18 protein-coding genes and 1 pseudogene are annotated in these 21,718 nt (G+C 37.3%); 16 read left to right on the forward strand and 3 right to left on the reverse strand.

From position 1 onward, the window contains the following. Positions 1-441 precede the first annotated feature (441 nt). The 3 genes from QF028_RS06765 to QF028_RS06775 all read left to right on the forward strand — a co-directional run bounded on the left by QF028_RS06765 (position 442) and on the right by QF028_RS06775 (position 4,023). Positions 442-2,391, forward strand: coding sequence for an LTA synthase family protein (locus QF028_RS06765; RefSeq protein ID WP_429464590.1), 1,950 nt, complete (start codon positions 442-444; stop codon positions 2,389-2,391). Between the two features lie 85 nt (positions 2,392-2,476). After that, the gene (locus tag QF028_RS06770; protein WP_429464591.1) at positions 2,477-3,379 is read left to right on the forward strand and encodes a thermonuclease family protein; all 903 of its coding nucleotides are present in this window, start codon (positions 2,477-2,479) and stop codon (positions 3,377-3,379) included. A 131-nt stretch (positions 3,380-3,510) separates the two neighbouring features. Further along, positions 3,511-4,023, forward strand: a complete 513-nt coding sequence (locus QF028_RS06775; RefSeq protein WP_429464592.1) for an HD domain-containing protein — start codon at positions 3,511-3,513, stop codon at positions 4,021-4,023. 350 nt (positions 4,024-4,373) lie between these two features. Here the strand turns inward: QF028_RS06775 and QF028_RS06780 are convergent, their stop codons facing one another. Next, the gene (locus QF028_RS06780) at positions 4,374-4,850 is read right to left on the reverse strand and encodes a hypothetical protein (protein WP_214998381.1); all 477 of its coding nucleotides are present in this window, start codon (positions 4,848-4,850) and stop codon (positions 4,374-4,376) included. Positions 4,851-5,045: 195 nt separating this feature from the next. Here QF028_RS06780 and QF028_RS06785 point away from each other — a divergent pair, with 195 nt between their 5' ends. The 13 genes and pseudogenes from QF028_RS06785 to QF028_RS06845 all read left to right on the forward strand — a co-directional run bounded on the left by QF028_RS06785 (position 5,046) and on the right by QF028_RS06845 (position 20,503). Then, a complete protein-coding gene (locus tag QF028_RS06785; RefSeq protein WP_429464593.1) occupies positions 5,046-8,453 on the forward strand; it encodes a hypothetical protein in 3,408 nt (1,135 codons plus the stop codon). A gap of 217 nt (positions 8,454-8,670) precedes the next feature. Beyond that, complete coding sequence (locus QF028_RS06790) at positions 8,671-9,849, forward strand: cation:proton antiporter (RefSeq protein WP_429464594.1); 1,179 nt, start codon at positions 8,671-8,673, stop codon at positions 9,847-9,849. A gap of 278 nt (positions 9,850-10,127) precedes the next feature. Next, entirely contained in the window at positions 10,128-10,256 is a 129-nt protein-coding gene (locus QF028_RS06795) for a hypothetical protein (RefSeq protein ID WP_429464595.1), read from the forward strand. Between the two features lie 245 nt (positions 10,257-10,501). Next, positions 10,502-11,500 (forward strand): ABC transporter substrate-binding protein, encoded by a 999-nt coding sequence (locus QF028_RS06800; protein WP_214998384.1) that lies wholly within the window; start codon positions 10,502-10,504, stop codon positions 11,498-11,500. 121 nt (positions 11,501-11,621) lie between these two features. Continuing rightward, entirely contained in the window at positions 11,622-12,653 is a 1,032-nt protein-coding gene (locus QF028_RS06805) for an ABC transporter permease (protein WP_168244739.1), read from the forward strand. After that, on the forward strand, positions 12,628-13,422 hold the full coding sequence (locus QF028_RS06810; protein WP_214998386.1) for an ABC transporter ATP-binding protein: 795 nt from the start codon (positions 12,628-12,630) through the stop codon (positions 13,420-13,422). The genes QF028_RS06805 and QF028_RS06810 overlap by 26 nt, the downstream gene beginning before the upstream one ends. 251 nt (positions 13,423-13,673) lie before the next feature. Beyond that, positions 13,674-14,789 carry a 4-hydroxyphenylpyruvate dioxygenase gene (hppD, locus tag QF028_RS06815; protein WP_429464596.1) on the forward strand — a complete coding sequence of 372 codons (1,116 nt, stop codon included), beginning with the start codon at positions 13,674-13,676 and terminating at the stop codon, positions 14,787-14,789. A 106-nt stretch (positions 14,790-14,895) separates the two neighbouring features. Then, positions 14,896-15,507: a flavin reductase family protein gene (locus QF028_RS06820; protein WP_429464597.1), complete on the forward strand. Its 612-nt coding sequence runs from the start codon at positions 14,896-14,898 to the stop codon at positions 15,505-15,507. 14 nt (positions 15,508-15,521) lie between these two features. Further along, positions 15,522-16,451 (forward strand): fumarylacetoacetate hydrolase family protein, encoded by a 930-nt coding sequence (locus QF028_RS06825; RefSeq protein WP_308162470.1) that lies wholly within the window; start codon positions 15,522-15,524, stop codon positions 16,449-16,451. A 4-nt stretch (positions 16,452-16,455) separates the two neighbouring features. Continuing rightward, positions 16,456-17,619: a homogentisate 1,2-dioxygenase gene (locus QF028_RS06830; protein ID WP_429464598.1), complete on the forward strand. Its 1,164-nt coding sequence runs from the start codon at positions 16,456-16,458 to the stop codon at positions 17,617-17,619. A gap of 112 nt (positions 17,620-17,731) precedes the next feature. Further along, positions 17,732-18,346, forward strand: a complete 615-nt coding sequence (locus tag QF028_RS06835; RefSeq protein ID WP_429464599.1) for an NUDIX hydrolase — start codon at positions 17,732-17,734, stop codon at positions 18,344-18,346. 89 nt (positions 18,347-18,435) lie between these two features. Next, positions 18,436-18,979, forward strand: a pseudogene (locus tag QF028_RS06840) (NADPH-dependent FMN reductase). A gap of 162 nt (positions 18,980-19,141) precedes the next feature. Further along, positions 19,142-20,503: an aspartate kinase gene (locus QF028_RS06845; RefSeq protein WP_429464600.1), complete on the forward strand. Its 1,362-nt coding sequence runs from the start codon at positions 19,142-19,144 to the stop codon at positions 20,501-20,503. 23 nt (positions 20,504-20,526) lie between these two features. Here QF028_RS06845 and QF028_RS06850 read toward each other — a convergent pair whose 3' ends face one another. Next, positions 20,527-21,111 carry a hypothetical protein gene (locus QF028_RS06850; protein ID WP_429464601.1) on the reverse strand — a complete coding sequence of 195 codons (585 nt, stop codon included), beginning with the start codon at positions 21,109-21,111 and terminating at the stop codon, positions 20,527-20,529. A 13-nt stretch (positions 21,112-21,124) separates the two neighbouring features. Next, entirely contained in the window at positions 21,125-21,691 is a 567-nt protein-coding gene (locus QF028_RS06855; protein ID WP_429464602.1) for a membrane-spanning protein, read from the reverse strand. Between the last annotated feature and the right edge of the window lie 27 nt (positions 21,692-21,718).

Raw genomic sequence — 21,718 nt, forward strand, 5'->3', positions numbered from 1 at the left:
ATCTTTCTCCTTACCGTCTGTTAAAGATAAGTCAATATTCATATTGCTCCTTCATACGTTCAGGTTTATGATATGTAGAAATGATGTCTCGAGGATTGTTCTGACTAAGATATAATTTATGGAAGAATAGAAAATCTAACAAAAAAAAATTTGAAACTAATTAAAACTTATTTCGTCTTATATTATTGAAGATTGAAAACAGTCATGTCCCAAAGAGAACGGACATAAAAATAAAAGGTATATCTCAATTTTTAAGAACTGACCAAGCTGTTGAAGGCAATGATTTTGCTTGCCCGAGATGGCGGGGAAAAGTGTAGAAAGTTGTAGAAAAGTATAGATAATAATAGCAAGATTTATGTTTTTATTTTTTAAAGAAATGTGATATAGTGAGTGAGGTTCGTTTACCGAAGCTTAATTGGTAAGTGAGAGGAGAATTTAAAGATGAATAAAATTAGACTACCAAAAACATTAACCAATAGTCATATTACATTCTTTATAGCAGCTGTTTTATTATTTTGGATCAAAACCTATGCTGCATATCAAATTGAATTTAACTTAGGTATTGAAAATAGCCTACAGAAGTTTTTGCTTTTAATAAATCCATTAAGTTCAGCACTTTTCTTCTTTGGATTTGCCATGCTTTTTAAAAAGCATTCAAAATTGATAATGATATTAACCAATTTTTTATTATCATTCTTATTGTATGCAAATATTGCCTATTATCGCTTTTTTAATGATTTCATTACGGTTCCGGTTCTAATGCAAACCAAAACAAACGCTGGTCAACTTGGTGACAGTGCACTTTCATTAATGTCTCCGTTTGACATTTTTTATTTTACAGATATGTTTATTTTAATCGCGTTAGCATTAACCGTGTTCAAGAAAGTTACGGTAACGAATAGAAAGACCTTTAAGATTGTTCTATTATTTTCAATTACTACTTTTCTATTTAATTTAGGTTTAGCAGAAAAGGATCGTCCGCAGTTACTTTCACGGTCATTTGACCGAAATTATTTAGTAAAATACCTTGGAGCGTATAACTTTACCATTTATGACGTCATCCAAAATATAAAATCATCGAGTCAGCGGGCTTTAGCGGATAGCAGTGATATTACAGATGTTGAGAACTATCGTAAAGCAAACTATGCTGCACCAAATCCAAAATATTTTGGTAAAGCAAAAGGTATGAACGTAGTTTATATTTCGATGGAATCCTTTCAAAGCTTTATGATTGATTATAAAATGCCTAACGGACAAGAAGTAACACCATTTTTGAATTCATTAGCACATGACAATAACACCTTCTATTTTGATAATTTCTATCATCAAACAGGACAAGGGAAAACATCGGATGCCGAATTTCTAATGGAAAATTCATTATATCCAATGGCACAAGGTGCTGTTTTTGTTAACAAAGCCCAAAACACATATCAAGCTATGCCTTCTATTCTAAAAGGACAGGGATATAGTTCTGCTGTGTTACACGGGAACTATAAGACGTTCTGGAATCGAAATGTTATCTATAAAGCTTTTGGATACGATCAATTCTTTGATGCAGAATACTACAGCATGTCAGATGAAAATACAAAAAACTATGGAATGAAAGATAAACCTTTCTTTAAAGAATCTATTCCATTACTTGAAAGCTTAAAGCAGCCGTTCTATACAAAGTTCATTTCACTATCTAATCATTTCCCATTTGAAATGGATCCAGAAGATACTGATTTTCCTGCTGGGGATTATGGTGATACAGTTGTAAACCAATATTTCCAATCAGCAAACTATATGGATCAGGCATTTGAGCAATTCTTTAATGATTTAAAAGCTAATGGTATGTATGACAATACAATAATTGTAATGTATGGTGACCATTACGGAATTTCTGAAAACCATAATGATGCAATGGCGAAGGTTATGGGTGTGGAAGAAATTACACCTGCAATCAATGCAAAATTACAGCGTGTACCATTATTTATTCACGTACCTGGTGTAAAGGGTGGAATTCAACACCAAGTTGGCGGGGAAGTCGATGTCCGTCCAACAGTTCTCCATTTATTAGGTATTGATACGAAAGATTATATGGAATTTGGTTCAGATCTACTTTCTAAACAACACCGTAATTGGGCATTATTCAGAAACGGTGACTTTGTAACATCTGAGGCTATCCAAATAAATGAAAAATGTTACTCCTCTTTAACAGGTGAGTTATTAGAAGATAGTACTGTATGTAAGGATGTAGATAGCAAAGTTAATACAGAGCTAAATATGTCCGACGAAATAGTTTACAAAGATCTGCTGCGGTTCTATAAGCCAGAAGGATATACACCGATCAATCCTAACGATTATGAATATCTAGGACCAAAAGTTGACAAAGTAACAGAAGAAAAGTAACAAGGTCAAAGAGAGAGGAGCATTAACTTCTCTCTTTTTATTTTGTTACAATAGATAAAGTAAATAATTTAAAGGGGCACTATCTATGAACAACAGAATTCTCCAATTGATAATATCGTTTATCGTAATTATTCCTTTCATTCTCTCAGGGTGTTCTAGTAGCGAACCGTCTAAGCAGAAAAGTGACTCTAAAACTTCCTCTGTTGTAAAAAACAATGAAGTTCATACGAATGAAACGAGCGATTCAAAGACACCTTCACTCTCTCAAACAGAAGTACCTCAATCGAAAACCGGTAATAAGAAATTACTTCCCGCAACTATCGTCAAGAATGTCGATGGTGATACTATTAATGTTAACCTTAATGGGAAGATAGAAAAGGTAAGAATGCTCTGTGTGGATACACCTGAGACACATCATCCCCGCTTAGGGGTACAGCCATTTGGACCAGAAGCCTCCGAGTATACAAAGGAAATTCTCTCCGTTGGTACTAAAGTTGAAATTGAACCTGGAATTGGAGACGGACGTGATAAATATGGGCGCCTACTTGCCTATATTTATGTTAATGGAAAAATGTTTAATGAAATGCTGTTGGAAAAAGGCCTTGCTCGTGTGGCCTATATTTATGCTCCGAACACCCAATATGTTGATGAATTTTATGCGATTCAAAAGAAAGCACAAGAAAAAGGTGTAGGAATCTGGTCGATTGAAAATTATGCTCAAGAGGATGGGTATAATACTGAAAATGTCAAAGAAACGGAAGAAAAAGGTACAAATTCAAAAGCATCTTCAGGGAACAACTATCAAAATAACCCAAGTGATGATCAAGAAACAAACTTAGATTGCAAAGGGAAGATCAAAGGGAATGCAAATTCTCATATCTATCATGTACCCGGCGGTAGTTTTTACGACTCCACCACCGACAACATTGTTTGGTTTTGTTCAGAAAAAGAAGCGCAGGATGAAGGGTACAGAAAGTCAAAACGCTAATATCATTTGTTTAAAAGAAGCGGCGGGCCTTCAAATGCCTTCTGTTTTTTTTTATAAAAAAATAGCCATGTACCATTTGTTATCATATAATAAATGAAAAATATTATTATGAAAAAGTTAGGAGAGATCGCATGAGAGACGTTACCTTATTGAATATATTTGAACATCATATTGCCCAAAAATATTTGAACCGTTCTGGTCTTGCCCATGCGATTGCTGTAGCCTACCATGCCTTTCATTTAGGGAAGGAGCATCAACTGGATGTTGACATTGCTGCAAAAGCAGGGCTCCTCCATGACATGGGGCATTATACATGGTATAAAAATGGAAAATGGGATTATGACTTATACAAGCAAAATGACATTCACCCAATTAAAGGGGCTGAGCGGGCTCACAAGCTCCTGATTCGTCTTGGTGAAAATCCAATCAAAGCTAAGACGATTGCACTCGCCATTTTATTTCATACTGACTCCTTTCTACCATCAAACGATATTGACCGGACACCATTACAACAAATTGTTAAATGGGCCGATGAAAAGGATGAGGAAGAAGGCGGCATGCACCATTACCGAACTATTGAATATGAACGTGCAAAACAAAGCATAATCCGCCTAGACGAATGGATCGACAAAAAAGGTGAATAAAGATAAGGCGGTGCAAATGCACCGCCAGGCTGTCGAGAAACCTTCGACAGCCTCTTATTTTCTACAATAACTTTAACCATTCACCGCGTTAATTTATTATAATATTATTAATATATAGGCTTTGCAACATGTCTGTTGATTTGCGCTCCAGGCACTTCGCTTTCCGCGGGCGTGCCGGGGAGCCTCCTCGGCCCCGTACTCCCGCAGGAGTCTGCGTGCCTTCCGCGGAAATCAACAGGCCCATTAGCAGGTACAATGAATAATTAAATGCTGAGAATAAAAAATTGCCGAGAAAAATACCCTTTCTCGACAATCTGGCGGTGCAAATGCACCGCCTTTGTTTAATTAAATTACTTCCTAGTAAAGCCTTCTTCTTGCAAAAACGCCTCTGCTTCCTCATAGGTATCAAAGGTAGCATCAAGATTTAACCCAAAATAAATATTCCAGGATTCATTTTCTTCAACTAGAATCAGGACATTATTTTCACTATCCACCCAACGCTCCTCTTTTGAATTTCCAATAATAGCTTCTTCAGCAGCCGTTTTTTCGACTGATGATAGGGATTGAATCGATTGTTTTAACAATTTACGGAGTTGGTCTTCGGAGAAATCACGGATATTGACCATTCCTTTTTCATCCGTATCATAATTGTCCAGCTGTCCAGCATAAACAAATCCATTCCCATTTGGGTGTAAGTGATAAACAATGTTTTTCTTATCAGAGATACTGCCTTCGAACTGAAAATTGACTCGTCCAAGTGAAACATTCTTTCGTTCCAACTCTGAAAATGATTCGATAATCGCTAATTTTTCATTATATGTAAGCATAGTTTCCTCCGTCTATTTAGTAAATCCTCTTACATCATACAGATATTTTACCCAAACGTAAAATCTTTAAAAAAAGTGTTGCAGAGTTCATGTTTTTTTGAGAATATATTGAAAATATTGTGTAATGGTGTAAAATTACACTATAGAGGAAAATTTGGTATGATTGCCATTTTGGTATGATTGTGGGGAGATTTCATGGATTCGAATATGAGAGAAGAACAGAGGAAAATTTTTAGAAAAGAGTTATTCACTTTACGTGAAGAAGGGTACCTTTCTGAGGCAATTGTCGACACCGTAGCAAGGGCACATTATCAATATCATATGGATTTATTAGAAATGGAGGCAAAACCCCCATCCACTGAAAATAATACGCCAATTAAAAAAGCTGCACCGCCAAAACCGCAAAAAGTGAAAAAAACGTTAACACCAGAAGAAATCCGTGAAAGGAATATTACCTGGTTATTAAACATTGGGGTAATCTTTTTATTAATAGGTGGATTGTTTGTTGCGACGAGTAATTGGGAATCAATGACAAGTTTCATGAAAAGTGGATCAATAGCAATTGTTGCCCTATTATTTTACGGTATTGCTTTTTTAACGAAGAAAATATTAAAAATTGAAAAGACGGCCTTTGCCTTCATTGTTCTTGGAAGTTTGTTTTTGCCAATTTTTATTCTATCGCTTGGATGGTTTGGGTTATTAGGACCATATTTATCAATATCAGGGGAGGGACGTTATCTACTCGGAACGCTCGGGAGTTTGCTGCCAATTATTGTTTACTATTTATTTGCAAAGAACTTAGTTTCTAGATTATTTGTTTGGTTTACCTATGTCTCAATAAGCATAGGATCTGCCTTTCTCTTAGCTAGCTTCCATCTAAAAAATGATTTCTTTTACCTAGGTTTAATGGTTTTTAATGCTATCTTAATTTTTGTATATCATCAGTTAAAACACAAGGATTCATTCAAATTATTTACGAATGAATTTATTCCGTACGTCCAAGTAAATCTTGTTCTTTGTACCTTATTTATGCTTTTTTTATACGATAATGAGGTCTTATACAGCTTCAACCTGCTGTTAACAGCGATTATTTATTTATCAATGATGTATGTGAGCGGTAGAAAAGAATATCATTTCATTTTTAGCGTCATGATCGTTTATGGTGCCTATCAGTTAATTGAGCATAGCTTCCTCGATAGTTTTGGGGAGATTGTATATGCTTTAATCGGATTTGGGATTGTATTCGTTCCAAAGGCTTTGGATGATAAATTCACATTAAATAAAGCCTTCCAATATACAAGTGCTGTTATCTCAGGTTTAGCGTTTATTTACATTAGCCTGGAGGGAATTCTCCTTCGTGCAGGCAATCCATCGATTGTGCTTATGCTTGCTTATTTTATCATTGCAGTTAACTTTATTTATTTATCCTCTCAGGGTTCTAGACGATTATTTCCGTATTTAAGCGCAGTTTTTGCAGCTTCTGGCATTTATGAAATGATTGCATTAGTAAGCCAGCCTTTCGATATGGTCAATTTTTCTCTTCAGTTGTCTTTAGCAGGTTTTATCCTATATTTTGGGTTAGGCATTGCGCTACTTTCAAAGTACGTAAAGGTCATTCAGACTGCCTCCAGAGATGTCGGCTTATCGATAATGGTGCTGGCAATTTTGTCTGCAATTTCTTGGTTATTATGGTGGGAACTAGGCGTTATGTTATTACTATTGGTGGTTGCTGCCTTTCTACTGTATAAGAAGGAAACACGGATTTATCTTCAGGGGGCCGCTTTATGGAGTATTCCTGGTTTACTTGGTCTTTCCATCGTAGCTTTTGGAGAAGAAATTAATACAAATTTTTCTGTTTATCTTAATGAATATGGTTATGCAATAAATTTTGCGGCTGGGGCAATCATGGTTTTATTATTTAGTTTTGTATGGAAAAAAGTTGGGGAAAAGGAATCAGGTATTATATCGTTATATACCTCACAGGTACTCTATACATTTGCCATTTTCCATGCTTTGCTAAGTCCGATTAACCATTTATGGGTTCAGCCGCTTGTTTTGTTGGTTGGAATCGGTATGTATTTTTATTTATATAAAAAAGTTGGTACAAAGTGGGTCCCTTTTATTGTAAGTATCTCAGTACTGCTTACGTATTTTTCGGTTATCCAAGCTACTACGCTTAAATTTTCATTAAGTCATACAATTAATTCACTAATTGCTTCAACAAGTGCAGTGGTCATGCTTCTAATCGCTTATCTCAGTCAGAAAAATGACTTGAATCTTTCCATTGCCTTTGCCTGGGTTGGACACAGCATTTATCCACTAGAGCTATTCTTCACATGGTTTGCATATCAGTCAGACTCGATTTATAGCTTTATCTTGGCAGTGTTTGTATATGCTTTTAGTACAAAGTTTACTAAGGTAGAATGGAAGATAAAAGTTTTTCTTTATGGGAGCTTTACGTCCTTCTACTTTATTGTTTCAACTGGGTTAGATCAATTAATCAATCGATATTTTGGAAACTATGAATTCCCAATCACTAGCGGTTTCATTCTTCTATTTGCATTTTTCGCTAATGATGAATTTAAGAAACGGACAGCTTTTTATTTCGTCCCATTTTCAACAATCGGAATTGTGTTTACATTAATTACCTATCCGTTTGATTTGCTGCCGTATCTTGTTACGCTTGCCTATATTGTTGGGACACTGTTTTATATGCATAAAATCAAATTGGATCTTCTAGGGGTCATCCCATTATTCTTAGCATTTATTGCAACGATTGAATACTCTTATCTTAGTGAATTAGATGACCTCGATAAAATGCTTCTGTCTGGTGGCTTAGGGATTGTTCTGTTGATTATTGGCCAATTAGTTTATAAAAAGCTAGTTGAATATGGACCGAATATTCAGCAAACAAAATTCGATGGATTTACGCTAGTTTCATTCATGTTTTTCGTTCTTATGTACAGTTTCGAGAATCAATACATCTGGTGTCAGGCACTGCAAGGATTGCTTATTTCAGCTTCCTTTTTGTTGCAAAGGAAAAGGGTGCCTGCAAGGTTCTCTGTCCTTTTGACAATACTTGGTGGAGCCTATTTGTTACAACCATACTATTCCATAATGGCTATGCTTCATATTCCGTCATTATGGGAACGTGAAGTGATTGTCCTTCCGTTTATAATTCTAATCATTTTCATTCGACGTTGTTTAAAGGGAAGATATTCTGATATAACGAAGGCTGTTCAATGGGGAGTCCTAATAATCGTATCCCTATTATTAATCCAAGATGGCTTAGCAAGCAACACGATTTATGATGCAATTATTTTAGGAACACTCTCATTGTTAGCGATGATGGCAGGTATGTTCCTGCAAATTAAATCCTATTTCTTTGTTGGGGCAGGTGTATTATTATTAAATGTCTTCCTGCAAACTAGACCATACTGGGGGAATATGCCATGGTGGTTCTATTTATTAATTGCTGGTCTTATCTTGATTACCGTAGCAAGCTTTAATGAATGGAATAAGCAAAAAGTAAATAAAGGTGAATCGACCTTTATCACCAGTTTCAAGGAAAAAGTAATTGATAAAATGAAAAAGTGGGATTAACCGTGGAAAGACCGCCTGCAATTAATTCTAATTGAATAAAAACATAAAGTTTGTTATAATAGTAATAATTAAATAAATCATTTATTGTTTTTGGAGGAGCCTGTCACCAAGGGATATCTATGTCCCGTGGTTGACAGGCTTTTTTTGTTTTCTACCAAAAAGGGTCTGATTTTTATAAAGCAGACCCTTTAATTTTTTACGAAGGAAAGGTGATTGGATGGAATTAATTTTTGAATTAGCGATTATTTTATTTGCATCTAAAATTGCTGGGGATATTTGCGTTAAATTGGGTCAGCCCTCGGTTCTAGGGAAGTTGTTAATAGGGGTTATTTTAGGTCCAGCTGTGTTAGGCCTCGTTTCAGATACGAAAACATTGGCGGACCTAAGCCAAATTGGTGTCATCTTGTTAATGTTTATAGCAGGTATGGAGACTGATTTAAATGAATTTAAACGAACGTGGAAGGCATCAACCTTTGTTGGAATCAGTGGAATCATTGTTCCTTTAGTTTCAGGTTACTTAGCAGGAATTTTGATGAATATGACAACATTTGAAGCCTTATTTTTAGGATTATTACTTTCTGCAACAAGTGTAAGTATTTCCGTTCAAGCACTTAAAGAGTTAAATAAGATGAAATCTAAAGAAGGGACCGCGATTTTAGGGGCTGCCGTCATTGATGATGTTCTTGTGATTATCGCCCTGGCCTTTTTAATGAGTATGGCCGGTGGAGAAGTTAATTTAAGCATGATGATTATTAAAAAGGTCCTCTTTTTCATGAGTGCTATTTTAGTAGCTTGGAAGGTGGTTCCATGGGTTTTAAAGAAATTTGCCCCATTAAAAGTCACAGAGCCGCTCGTCACGGGTGCATTAATCATTTGCTTCATGTTTGCCTATGTAGCCGAAATAACAGGTGTTGCGGCGATTATAGGGGCGTACATCGCTGGGGTAGCTATCAGTCAAACAGAATATAAATTTAAAATATTTGAGAAAGTGGAAACAATCAGCTATTCCATTTTTGTACCTATATTTTTTACCTCGATAGGGGTAGCAGTTAGCTTTGACGGAATATCGAAAAATTTCGGGCTAATTATCGGTTTTAGCATCCTAGCCATTTTAACCAAGTTAATCGGTGCTGCAATGGGAGCAAAAATAGCTCATTTTTCCTGGAAGAGTTCACTTGGAATTGGAGCTGCTATGGTTTCACGTGGAGAGGTTGCCTTAATTATTGCCTCGATTGGTATGGAGACAAAATTAATCAGTCAGGAATTATTTGCTGTTTTAGTGGTAGTAGTACTAGTTACTACCATCGTTACACCCCCAATGATGAAATATTTTTTCAGTGAAGGTAATAAACAAACAGAAATCAAAAAAACAGTATTTAGTAAAGTGGAAATTTAGTTAATAAAATCCAGCCAAATCATATTGGCTGGATTTTTGGGGTATTATGAAACTGATTTTAATGTTTTTTCATTCGATTGCTTCCCAACATTTTTTAAGCCAATGATTCCTTTTTATGAAATATTAGTGAAATATATCATACTTTCACAATTTATCAACAAATAAGTACTAGTACTTTTCATATTTTTTTGATTGATTGAGAAAGTACCCCCATTATTTTGGTGGAATAGTCGAATTATCTTTCAAACAAAAAACTTACTAAATTCAGGAGGTTAGAAATGGGAACCGTGATCATTGATATCGACAAATTACTAGAAGCAACGTCAAATCTAACATCTGAGAAAATCAACAATAAAATGAAAAAGGTTGAAATTGACCTCTTACTTGAAAATACCCGTGATTGGTAAAAATAATATTATCAAGATAGTTTTCTAGAATGCCTTCCATTTAAAAGAAGGCATTTTTTGTTGTTTAAAAAGAAAATGAAGGTTTTTAATAATGTCAAGATTTCCTATTAAATTATGCTGCTTTAAAGCGAAAAAATATTTTACGCATTTCTATTGCTTTTCATGCAAAAAAATACTAGAATAATTTTTAATATATTAAATTTTATGAAAATTAGTATTTTATTATTTAAGGGGGATTTAGCTAGATGAAAAAAAAAGTTAAAGTATTGTCGATTGCCTTAGCAGGGATGATGTTGCTTGCAGGCTGCGGAAGTAAAGACAAAGCAGGGGGGTCTGAAAAAGAAGGAGCGGATAAGGAGTTCAAAGTTGGAATTACCCAGTTTGCCCCACACCCATCTCTAGACGCTGCGACAGAAGGCTTTAAAAAAGCCTTAAAGGATAAAGGGATTAAGGTAAGCTATGATGAACAAAATGCTCAGGCAGATATGAACAACACTCAAACAATTGCCAATAATTTTGTCGGTGACAAAGTGGATTTAATTTTTGCTAATGCCACTCCAAGTGCAACGGCAGCATTGAATGCAACAAAGGATATTCCGATTATCTTTACATCGGTGACAGATCCTGTGGGAGCAGGTTTGGTAGAGGCTTTTGATAAACCAGGGAAAAACATTACTGGTACAACCGATAACCATCCAGAAGCAACGAAAAAAACAATTAGCTTTATTACAGACGAAGTGAAAGCAAAAAATATTGGTGTGATCTATAACTCTGGTGAACAAAATTCAGTGGTTCAGGTGAAAGAAGTTAAGAAAATTGCTGAAGAGAAGGGTGCTAAACTTGTTGAAGTATCTGTTTCAACTACAGCAGAAGTGAAGCAGGCAGCTGAATCATTAGTTGGCCGTGTTGACGCGATTTATGTTCCAACTGACAATACCGTAGTTACTGCTCTTGATACGGTTATTGCCGTTGCAAACAGCAAAAAAATTCCACTTTTCGTTGGTGAACTTGATTCCATGAAAAAAGGAGCCGTTGCTGCCAGCGGGTTCAGCTATTTCGATCTTGGCTATCAATCTGGTTTAATGGCTGCTGATATTTTAAGCGGGAAGAAGAAGGTATCTGAAATTCCAGTAGAACTTCCAAACAGCTTAAAGCTTGTCATTAATACGAAGGCTGCTGAAGCTCAAGGCTTAACAGTAAATGATGCTTGGAAAAGTTTAGGCGAGTTTTTCGAAGGTAAATAAAATTATATTTTTCATGAATGGAGCCTTCATTTGAAGGCTCCATCCATGAACCAAACATTAGCTTGAAATAGGTTATTGCATCTTAGAGCAGGCTTAATGATTTAAAGAAAGGATGATCTCAATGTTTACAGCCATATTTGGATCATTTGAAGCAGGTATTATCTATGCGATTATGGCACTGGGCGTCTATCTTTCCTTTCGTATTCTGGATTTTCCAGATTTAACGGTGGATGGGAGTTTTGTGACGGGGGCAGCAATTTCTGCTGTAATGATTGCGAATGGAACCGATCCATTTTTAGCAACAATCATGGCGTTATTCGCCGGTTTTGCAGCTGGATGTATGACAGGTCTTCTCCATACATTTGGAAAGATTAATAACTTGCTTTCCGGAATTTTAATGATGATTGCACTTTATTCAATAAATCTTCGAATCATGGGACGCTCAAATATCCCATTATTAAATACAGATACAGCTTTTACGAAAATTAGTGGATTTTTTGAAAAGACAGGAATTGATTCATTTTTCAATAACATTCTCTCCATGGTGGGGCTTGGCGACAGCTTGCCGGAAACATGGGGAATTCTTATTTTTATGATTATCGTAACATTTGTGATTAAATTCTTTACCGATCTGTTTTTGAAAACCGAAATTGGGCTTGCCGTCAGGGCTACGGGAGATAATAAACGGATGATTCGCAGCCTTTCTGCTAATACCAACCTCCTTGTTGTGCTTGGCTTAGGTCTTTCAAATGCTCTTGTAGCTTTCTCAGGTGCTCTGATTGCCCAGCAAGGTGGATTTGCAGATGTGGGTATGGGGATCGGGATGATTGTGATTGGTCTAGCCTCCGTTATTATTGGTGAAGCCTTATTTGGTACAAAAACGATTGCTAGGACCACTCTCGCTGTTATTGGCGGATCGATTATTTATCGAATTGTTGTTACTTTAGCATTACGGGTAGATTTCTTGGACCCTGGTGATATGAAGCTGATTACTGCTCTCATTGTTATTCTTGCTCTTACTACTCCAAAGATTATTGAAAGTTCCAAAGAGAGAAAGCGGAAAGCCCGCAGAAGATCTGAAAGATCAAACATCATGCAGACTTCTGGCCATGCGAAGGGGGACAATCATGTTACAATTAAATCAGATTCATAAAATATTTAATGAAGGGACACCTGATGAAAAAATCGCCATTGATCATGTGAACCTAACCCTTCAGCCTGGTGATTTCGTAACGGTAATTGGCAGTAACGGGGCGGGGAAATCAACCTTAATGAATATCATTTCAGGTGTGTTAATCCCGGATATAGGGGAAGTTCAGATAGGCGGAAAAAATGTCACAAATATGTCAGAGTTTAAACGGTCAAAAATGATCGGACGTGTTTTTCAGGATCCAATGGCCGGTACGGCTCCAAGTATGACGATTGAGGAAAATCTTGCCATGGCTTATTCTCGGAATAAAATGAGAACACTTCGACAAGGAGTTACAAAAAAGCGACGTGATTATTTTCGTGAAGTATTGGAATCCCTGCATCTAGGCCTCGAGAACCGCCTAAGTGCAAAGGTAGGATTGTTATCCGGGGGAGAACGACAAGCACTATCCCTGTTAATGGCTACCTTCACAGAGCCTTCCATCCTCCTTCTTGATGAACATACGGCAGCACTTGATCCATCAAGAGCGGAATTAATTACGAACTTAACGAGAGAAATTGTAGACAAATATAAACTGACCACATTAATGGTTACTCATAACATGCAGCAAGCCATTGACTTAGGCAATCGATTAATCATGATGGATAAGGGCCAAATTATTTTAGAGGTCAATGAGGAAAATAAGAAGCAATTAACAATTGAAGGTTTACTGATGGAGTTTAAAAGGATACGTGGGGTACAAATGTCAAGTGACCGTGCCATTCTTTCCTAATAGGAAAAAATTTTTTTTGAGTGTCTATTTTGGATTTGCTTTTATAAAAAGTATTTCCAATATCATTAAAGGAGAAACTGCCTGTTTTGGGTAAGTTTCTTTTTGTATTTTGGGAAATAATTCGAGGATATCTAAATTACTTTAGTACAAAAAAGCGTTATTGCTTTACTTCCAATCCTTGAAAGGACTAGATTCTTTCATTTAGAATTAATTCAGAATATTATTACTTTTAAACTAATGGGGGTTTCTAAATGAAAGAAAATAGAGTAAGGGCAGACCAATTAGTTGATGATTTTTTCCCCGTTCGAGATGTTGATTATATTGAAATTTACACAGGGAATGCCAAGCAAGCATGTCACTTTTTTTGCACTGCCTTTGGTTTTCACCCAGTAGCTTACGCTGGTCTTGAAACTGGTAATCGTGAAACCGCTTCCTATTGTTTAAAGCAACGGAATATTCGCCTCGTCCTAACAGGCTCCTATACCGAAGACAGTGAAGTTTCCCAATTTGTAAAAAAACACGGTGACGGTGTGAAGGACATAGCCCTGTTAGTCGATAATGTCGAGAAAGCTTTTGATGAGGCAGTGAAAAGAGGAGCCATTGTGATTGCTGCCCCATCTGAAATCAAGGATGAAACAGGTGTGATTAAAAAAGCCGTTCTTGGTACATATGGGGATACCATCCATACGTTAATTGAACGGAAAAATTATCAAGGGGCATTTTTACCCGGGTATGTCGCATACTCGGCGCCACTTCCTATTAAAGATGCCGGGTTAATTGGGATCGATCATGTAGTGGGTAACGTGGAGAGGATGGAGGAGTGGGTCGAATATTACGCTAAGGTAATGGGCTTTAAGGAAATGAAACATTTCTCTGATAAGGACATCACGACGGAATACTCAGCTCTAATGTCAAAGGTTATGCATAACGGAGGGCGGATTAAATTCCCAATCAATGAACCGGCAGTCGGAAAACGTAAATCACAAATACAGGAATATCTAGAATTCTACAATGGTCCGGGTGTCCAGCATTTGGCGATATTAACGGAAGATATTGTATCAACTGTCGCTATTTTAAAGGAGAATGGGGTAGAATTCCTGAATACTCCACCAGCATATTATGAATCCTTAGGTGAACGCATCGGTAAAATTGATGAAGAAATTGAAAAGCTTCGCGAACTAAATATTTTAGTAGATCGTGATGATGAGGGGTATTTACTGCAAATTTTTACAAAACCAATCGTAGACCGTCCGACTTTATTTGTTGAAATTATTCAACGAAAAGGGGCACGTGGTTTTGGTGAAGGAAACTTTAAAGCTTTATTTGAGTCAATTGAACGGGAGCAGGAAAGACGAGGAAATCTCTAATATAAAGAGCAAGGGTTTAAAGGACAAAAGTATAGAGCGGAGTAGGAAAAGGGAGAGGTAATTACTCCCTTTTTTTAAAAATTAACCTGTAAGGGGTGAATATGTTATGGAGATCTCGCCGAAAACACTGGAATGGAGAGAGGCATATAAACTATTAGTTGGTTCGATCCTTCCCCGTCCAATTGCTTTTGTTTCGACCATAGATGGAAATGGGGTAGCTAATGCAGCACCATTTAGTTTTTTTACTGCGATTTGTGCGGACCCCATGCTTATCTGTTTTTCACCGATGAGAAGAGGAACGGATGGGGCTAAGAAAGATACACTTGTAAATATTGAAAGCACAGGTCAATTTGTCATTAATATTGTAAGTAATAGCATGGCTGAGCAAATGAATGACTGTGCGATCGAATTCAACCCGGATATCGACGAAATAGCAGAGGTGGGTTTAACGAAGGAACCAAGTTTAAAGGTGGGTGTACCGCGTATTAAGGAATCACTCGTTCATTTAGAATGTGAATTAGAGCAGGTATTACATTTTGGTAATAAGCCCGGTGCAGGGAGCCTTGTAATAGGAAAAGTAGTTCATGTCCATGTGACCGATGAACTATTTGATAAAGGGAGAATTGATACGGCCAAGCTGAACCCAATTGGACGGATGGCTGGGAACATCTTTACTGACCCGTTAGCTAAAATGTTTGAAATGGATCGAAAAAAGTAGAAAAGGTGAGTGTCGTGAAATTTGTAACTTTTGAAAAAAAGGATGGGACAATCCGAGCAGGCTGGTTACTTGACCAACACTATGCCGTTGATATGTATGAGGCATCAGGCGGGGTGCTGCCAAGTAATCTATTAGCTTTTCTTGAAAATAGTGACGCCCATCTGGAAACAGTGGCTAGTTTAATCCCATTTACAAAGGGACAAAAAGGCGTTTATCCATTGAGTCAACTTGGTTTAAAGGCACCACTACCTATTCCTAGGAGTTTTCGTGATTTTTATGCATTTGAGCAGCATGTGAAAACAGCGAGGGAGAATAGGGGCCTCGAGATGGTTCCAGAATGGTACGATATCCCTGTCTTTTACTTTTCCAATCATCTTGCAATTAAGGGACCAGGAGAGGAAATAATCCAGCCTGTAAATTGTAACTGGCTTGATTATGAGCTGGAGATCGCATGCATTATTGGCAAAGAAGGCAGAAATATTTCCGCAGATGAGGCAGATGAGTATATTTTTGGCTATTGTATTTTAAATGATTGGAGCGCAAGAGACCTACAAAGGAAGGAAATGAAGGTTGGACTGGGGCCCGCAAAAGGGAAGGATTTCTCGACATCGATTGGACCGTGGATTGTCACAAAAGACGAGTTAGAACCATTTAAATTAGGGAAGGGCTTCAATCTTTCGATGAAAGCCCGTGTTAATGGGGCTCTCCTTTCCAAGGGGAATATGAAAGACTTATATTATTCATTTGCTGAAATGATTGAGAGGGCTTCTGCTGGCGTGACTTTATACCCTGGAGAGATGATTGGTTCAGGTACAGTTGGTTCTGGATGTATTCTTGAGCTTGGAGAGAAGGTTCATCGCTGGCTAATACCAGGTGATCAAGTCGAACTAGAGATTGATTATCTTGGAGTGTTACAGAATGGGATAATCGCTGAAGAGAGGTGAGAAGATGTATTACCGTCAAATGGGTAAGATTCCGCACAAACGGCATACGATGTTTAAAAAGGAAGATGGGAGTCTTTATAGGGAGCAAGTTATGGGCACTCGTGGTTTCTCAGGAACACAATCGATTTTATATCATCAATATATGCCGACAGAAGTGGTGAAGGCAGAAGTGGTAGGAAATTACTTGCCCGTATATGAAGACCAACAGGAGCTCAAACATCGTCATTTTTTTACAAGTAAAGTACCAACCAAAGGAGATGCCCTGAAATCGCGGGAATATATCTTGGGAAATCAGGATTTACTAATTGGAACAGCCAATGTGACAATGCCGATGCCAAGTTTTTATCGGAATGGTGATGGCGATGAAATGCTTTTTATCCACTACGGCTCAGGAAAATTAGAAACGATGTTCGGGACTCTGTCATATCGGCCAGGCGATTATGTGATTATTCCGATTGGTACCATATACCGTGTCATACCGAATATAAATGAGGAGACAAAAATGCTTTTTGTTGAATCCTTCAGCCAAATAACAACTCCTAGACGGTACCGAAATGAATATGGTCAACTTTTAGAGCATAGCCCATTTTGTGAAAGAGACCTTCGTGGACCGGAAGAATTGACGACATTTGATGAAAAGGGTGAATTTGAGGTTTTAACTAAATCAAGAGGGAAGTTATCCTCACATATCATTGGACATCATCCACTTGATGTAGTTGGCTGGGATGGGTATTTATATCCATGGGCCTTTAACATCGAGGATTTTGAACCAATCACAGGAAGAGTTCATCAGCCGCCTCCCGTCCATCAAACCTTTGAAGGTAATAATTTTGTCGTTTGCTCATTCGTCCCGAGGCTGTATGATTATCATCCAGAATCGATTCCTGCTCCCTATTATCATAGTAACGTTAACAGTGACGAACTCCTTTATTATGTGGAAGGAAATTTTATGAGTCGTAAAGGAGTACAGGAGGGCTCTATCACGCTTCATCCAGGCGGGATCCCACATGGACCTCATCCTGGGAAAACGGAAGCGAGTATTGGAAAAAAGGAAACTCTTGAACTGGCCGTTATGATCGACACCTTTCATCCACTAAAAATCGTAAAAACCGCACAAAAAATAGAAGATGCTAACTATATGTATTCTTGGTATGAAAAGAAGGATTAATGATTTTTCCAGAACAATCCAACGTATTTCTAGTTGGATTGTTTTTTCAATCTAAGGTAAAAAGTGGTATGGTAGTAATAAGAAAAAACTGTAAATGAATAGAGGTGAAATCATGGAACTGGAATCAATAGTAACTAAATTAAAAAGTCATACTCCTAAAATTCTTGGAAGTGAGAAATTTTCAAAATATGCTGTCATGGTACCACTCATAGAAAAAGAGGATGGGATTCACGTGTTGTTAGAGGTTCGTTCCCTAGAACTAAGGAGGCAGCCTGGAGAAATATGTTTTCCAGGGGGGAGAATTGACGCACAGGATATCGATGAAAAAGATGCAGCTATCCGAGAAACGGTTGAGGAATTAGGAATTAACAAAGAGCAAATTGCAGACATTAACCCACTAGATTATATGATTTCACCATTTGGAATGATTATCTATCCTTTTGTTGGATACATTAAACATCCGAATAGGATCGTTCCAAATCCATCGGAAGTCGGGGAGATTTTTACTGTACCACTATCTTTTTTTATAAATAATGAGCCAGAGATATATTATATTGAATTTAGGCCAGAACCTGAAGAGAATTTTCCCTTTGACCTAATTGCCGGCGGGGAGAATTATAATTGGCGGACTCGAGGGGTCGAGGAATATTTCTACCGGTATCAAGGAAAAGTAATTTGGGGATTAACCGCTAAGATTCTTTCCCATTTTATTGAACTTATTCGTTAGTATCTATAAGAGCATATCCTTGGTTATTTTAAGAAACAATGATTATAGTTATATTGCAGCTTGAAATTCAAGGATAAGGAGTTTTTTTTATGAAAATCGTAGCAATCGTTGGCAGTAATAGAAAGCAATCAATTAATAGAAAGCTGGTAGTATTACTGAAGGAACGTTATCTCGAAAAAGTTGAAATTGAGATATTACCGATCGAAGACCTTCCAATGTACAACCAGGATGATGAGTTAACACCAGCAGAAGTTGTGATCCAAATCAAAAAAATAGTGGCAGCAAGTGATGGTGTATTAATTGCCACTCCAGAATATAATCATGCCATTCCTGCATTTTTGAAAAATGCACTTGATTGGTTTTCGCGAGTGGATAAAGTAATGATTGAAAAAACCAGTAATGATTGTTGGCGCCACACCAGGTGTTCTTGGAACGGTAAGAGCACAGGTTAATCTTAGACAAATATTAGCTGCTATGGGAGCATTAACGCTTCCTGGAAATGAAGTATTTATCAATGCTGTCCATGAAAAAGTGGATGAAGCCGGGAAATTAACACATGAACCTACACTTGGATTCCTAGATACTGTGATGAATAACTTTATCGATTGGGTAGAAAAAACAAAACATTTGTAAACGAACATCTAAAACAGTGGATTTCAAGCCGAAATTCACTGTTTTTTATCTTTTTGTCCACATGTAGAGGACAAATGTATTTCTCTAAAAGAAAAAACTTGATTATTTTCTGAATATCGTTAAAATTAAAATTATATTTTTAGATATTAGGGAGATGTAGGGATGAAGGTCGTAAAGTTTGGCGGGTCCTCGTTAGCATCCGGAAAACAAATTGAGAAGGTATTTAAGATAGTTGTTTCAGATTCCGAGCGGAAGGTAGTTGTAGTATCTGCGCCAGGAAAAAGGTTTTCGGAAGATAACAAGGTAACTGATTTATTAATTGAATGTGGAGAGTTATGTTTGCAAAATAAAAATCCAAGGGAAAAGTTTGATGCAGTCATCGATAGATATTCCACTATCGCCGAAGAATTATCCCTACCTTTAGAAATTATTAACGAAATTCATGACGATTTAACAAAGAGGTTGAGTAGCGACAAAACAAAACCGGATCGTTTTCTGGATTTATTAAAAGCGAGCGGTGAGGATAATCACGCCAAATTGGTAGCAGCTTATTTCCAGGAGCAGGGGGTTGAGGCCTCTTATGTTGACCCTAAAGAAGCCGGTCTCCTCGTCAGTGATGAGCCTGGCAATGCTCAAGCACTACCAGAAGCCTATAGTCAGTTATATTCGCTGCACGAGCGTTCTGGGATTTTAATTTTCCCTGGATTCTTTGGATATAGCAAACAAGGAGAGGTTTTTACCTTTTCGCGAAGTGGATCCGATATTACTGGATCAATCCTTGCAAATGCTCTGAAAGCCGACTTATATGAGAACTTTACGGATGTAGATGCTGTTTATTCCGTGAACCCTTCTATTGTAAAGGAGCCGAAGGAAATAAAGGAATTAACCTACCGGGAAATGCGCGAGCTTTCATATGCAGGATTTACTGTGTTACATGATGAAGCACTTGTTCCAGCATTCAGAGCGGGAATACCTGTTCAAATCAAAAATACCAACAATCCAAGTGCACCAGGAACGAGGATTGTTTATGAGCGCGACAATACGAATGGGCCTGTTATTGGAATTGCAAGTGATCAAGGTTTTTGTAGTATTTATGTAAGCAAATACTTAATGAATAGAGAGATAGGTTTTGGCCGCAAGCTTTTAAGTATCTTAGAGGACTTCGGACTATCCTATGAACATACGCCTTCTGGAATTGATGATGTTTCTGTTATCCTCCGTGAAAATCAAATGGATGCAGAAACGGAAAAGGCGATTAAGGAACGGATTGAAACTGAACTACATGCTGATCAAGTAAAATTTGAACATAGCCTAGCTCTCATTATGGTTGTCGGCGAGGGCATGCGCCACAATGTAGGAACAATGGCAAGAGCCTCCAAAGCTTTGGCGAAAGCTCGTATTAATATCGAGATGATTAACCAAGGTTCGTCTGAGGTCAGCATGATGTTTGGGGTTAAAGTAGTAGATGAAAAAAGAGCGGTTCAAGCTCTTTATGAGGAATTTTTTGTGGCAGTAACGGTTTAATTTTAAGTGTAGAATAAGGTACGTCAAAAACGACGTACCTTTTTTAACTTAATCCTTGTTCGAATCCCAGCCCACATTGCAATAACCAGTCCGCCAATTGTATCAGCAATTAAATCCGTCATCGTATCTTTATTTCCGCCGCCTTGTAAGGTCATATCAAAAATTTGGTCAGAGCTAAATTCATAAATTTCCCATAATACTCCACCGAGTGCTGCGAAGGATAACGTAAATAAAAACACAAACCATGGCGATATTTTATCCCCCGCATTTCTATGGATCAATCGTTCATATAAAGCAATTCCAGAAAAAGCGAGAATGGCTCCACTGACCACATGCATAAAGGTGTCCCACCAACCGAGTCCATACCAGCCTAATATGGAACCGAGATATTGTGAACCGACTAAGAAAATTAAATAAGAAATGACAATGGGCAAATTGAATTGGAGCTTAGTAAATAAGGCCAATAATAACGGGACTGCTCCACAAACAATTCCTCCAATGGCAACTGTTCCTTTAAAGGTTACATCGTTTGAAAAGTAGTAGACGGCTAATGCTGCCATAAAAATGACATAGATTAAACTGAAAATGATGACAAGCTTTCGATGCATAAATTTCCTCCTCTCATACTTTAGGCTTTCGCACAAAGGCGTAAAAGGAGACTAGGAGTCCCCCCGCAAATCCACAGAGCAAGTCATACATTGTATCTTTATTTCCTCCTCTTTGCATGGTGTGAGTAAACGTTTGATCCCCCACAAACTCATAGATCTCCCAAAGTGCACTTGCTAGGACTGAGAGTGAAAGAACAAAAAGAAATAAAATCCATCTTGAAGCATCATTCCTCACATCTTTCGGAATGAATAATTTAAATAAAGTTATACCAACAAAAGCTACATACATACCCTTTAAAATATGAATGGTAGAGTCCCACCATTTATAATGAAGGTAAAAACTCGCGATCGATCCTAAAAATAATGTACAGAAAATTAACATATAATAACCTATTATAATTGGGAGGTTAAATGGATTCTTTTTCTTAAATATTAGTAGGAGTGGCAATCCACTCACAAGAATGCCACCAAGTGCTACTTGCCATCTCGAGGAATCCCCTTTAATAAGGTAATAAACAAATAAGGCAGACATTAATAGAATAAAAACAACACTTAAAAGGATAATTACTTTCCGTTTCAAATACTTCACCCCATTAAACAAGATTCC

This window comes from Neobacillus sp. B4I6, from assembly GCF_050434045.1.
Classification (GTDB): domain Bacteria; phylum Bacillota; class Bacilli; order Bacillales; family Cytobacillaceae; genus Neobacillus.

What these genes read in the sequence shown, in the direction of transcription:
- QF028_RS06830 (WP_429464598.1), top strand. Translation starts at nt 16,456, where the DNA reads ATGTATTACCGTCAAATGGGTAAGATTCCGCACAAACGGCATACGATG.
- QF028_RS06820 (WP_429464597.1), top strand. Translation starts at nt 14,896, where the DNA reads ATGGAGATCTCGCCGAAAACACTGGAATGGAGAGAGGCATATAAACTA.
- QF028_RS06835 (WP_429464599.1), top strand. Translation starts at nt 17,732, where the DNA reads ATGGAACTGGAATCAATAGTAACTAAATTAAAAAGTCATACTCCTAAA.
- QF028_RS06765 (WP_429464590.1), top strand. Translation starts at nt 442, where the DNA reads ATGAATAAAATTAGACTACCAAAAACATTAACCAATAGTCATATTACA.
- QF028_RS06845 (WP_429464600.1), top strand. Translation starts at nt 19,142, where the DNA reads ATGAAGGTCGTAAAGTTTGGCGGGTCCTCGTTAGCATCCGGAAAACAA.
- QF028_RS06850 (WP_429464601.1), bottom strand. Translation starts at nt 21,111, where the DNA reads ATGCATCGAAAGCTTGTCATCATTTTCAGTTTAATCTATGTCATTTTT.
- hppD (WP_429464596.1), top strand. Translation starts at nt 13,674, where the DNA reads ATGAAAGAAAATAGAGTAAGGGCAGACCAATTAGTTGATGATTTTTTC.
- QF028_RS06805 (WP_168244739.1), top strand. Translation starts at nt 11,622, where the DNA reads ATGTTTACAGCCATATTTGGATCATTTGAAGCAGGTATTATCTATGCG.
- QF028_RS06770 (WP_429464591.1), top strand. Translation starts at nt 2,477, where the DNA reads ATGAACAACAGAATTCTCCAATTGATAATATCGTTTATCGTAATTATT.
- QF028_RS06800 (WP_214998384.1), top strand. Translation starts at nt 10,502, where the DNA reads ATGAAAAAAAAAGTTAAAGTATTGTCGATTGCCTTAGCAGGGATGATG.
- QF028_RS06790 (WP_429464594.1), top strand. Translation starts at nt 8,671, where the DNA reads ATGGAATTAATTTTTGAATTAGCGATTATTTTATTTGCATCTAAAATT.
- QF028_RS06780 (WP_214998381.1), bottom strand. Translation starts at nt 4,850, where the DNA reads ATGCTTACATATAATGAAAAATTAGCGATTATCGAATCATTTTCAGAG.
- QF028_RS06795 (WP_429464595.1), top strand. Translation starts at nt 10,128, where the DNA reads ATGGGAACCGTGATCATTGATATCGACAAATTACTAGAAGCAACGTCA.
- QF028_RS06810 (WP_214998386.1), top strand. Translation starts at nt 12,628, where the DNA reads ATGTTACAATTAAATCAGATTCATAAAATATTTAATGAAGGGACACCT.
- QF028_RS06775 (WP_429464592.1), top strand. Translation starts at nt 3,511, where the DNA reads ATGAGAGACGTTACCTTATTGAATATATTTGAACATCATATTGCCCAA.
- QF028_RS06785 (WP_429464593.1), top strand. Translation starts at nt 5,046, where the DNA reads ATGGATTCGAATATGAGAGAAGAACAGAGGAAAATTTTTAGAAAAGAG.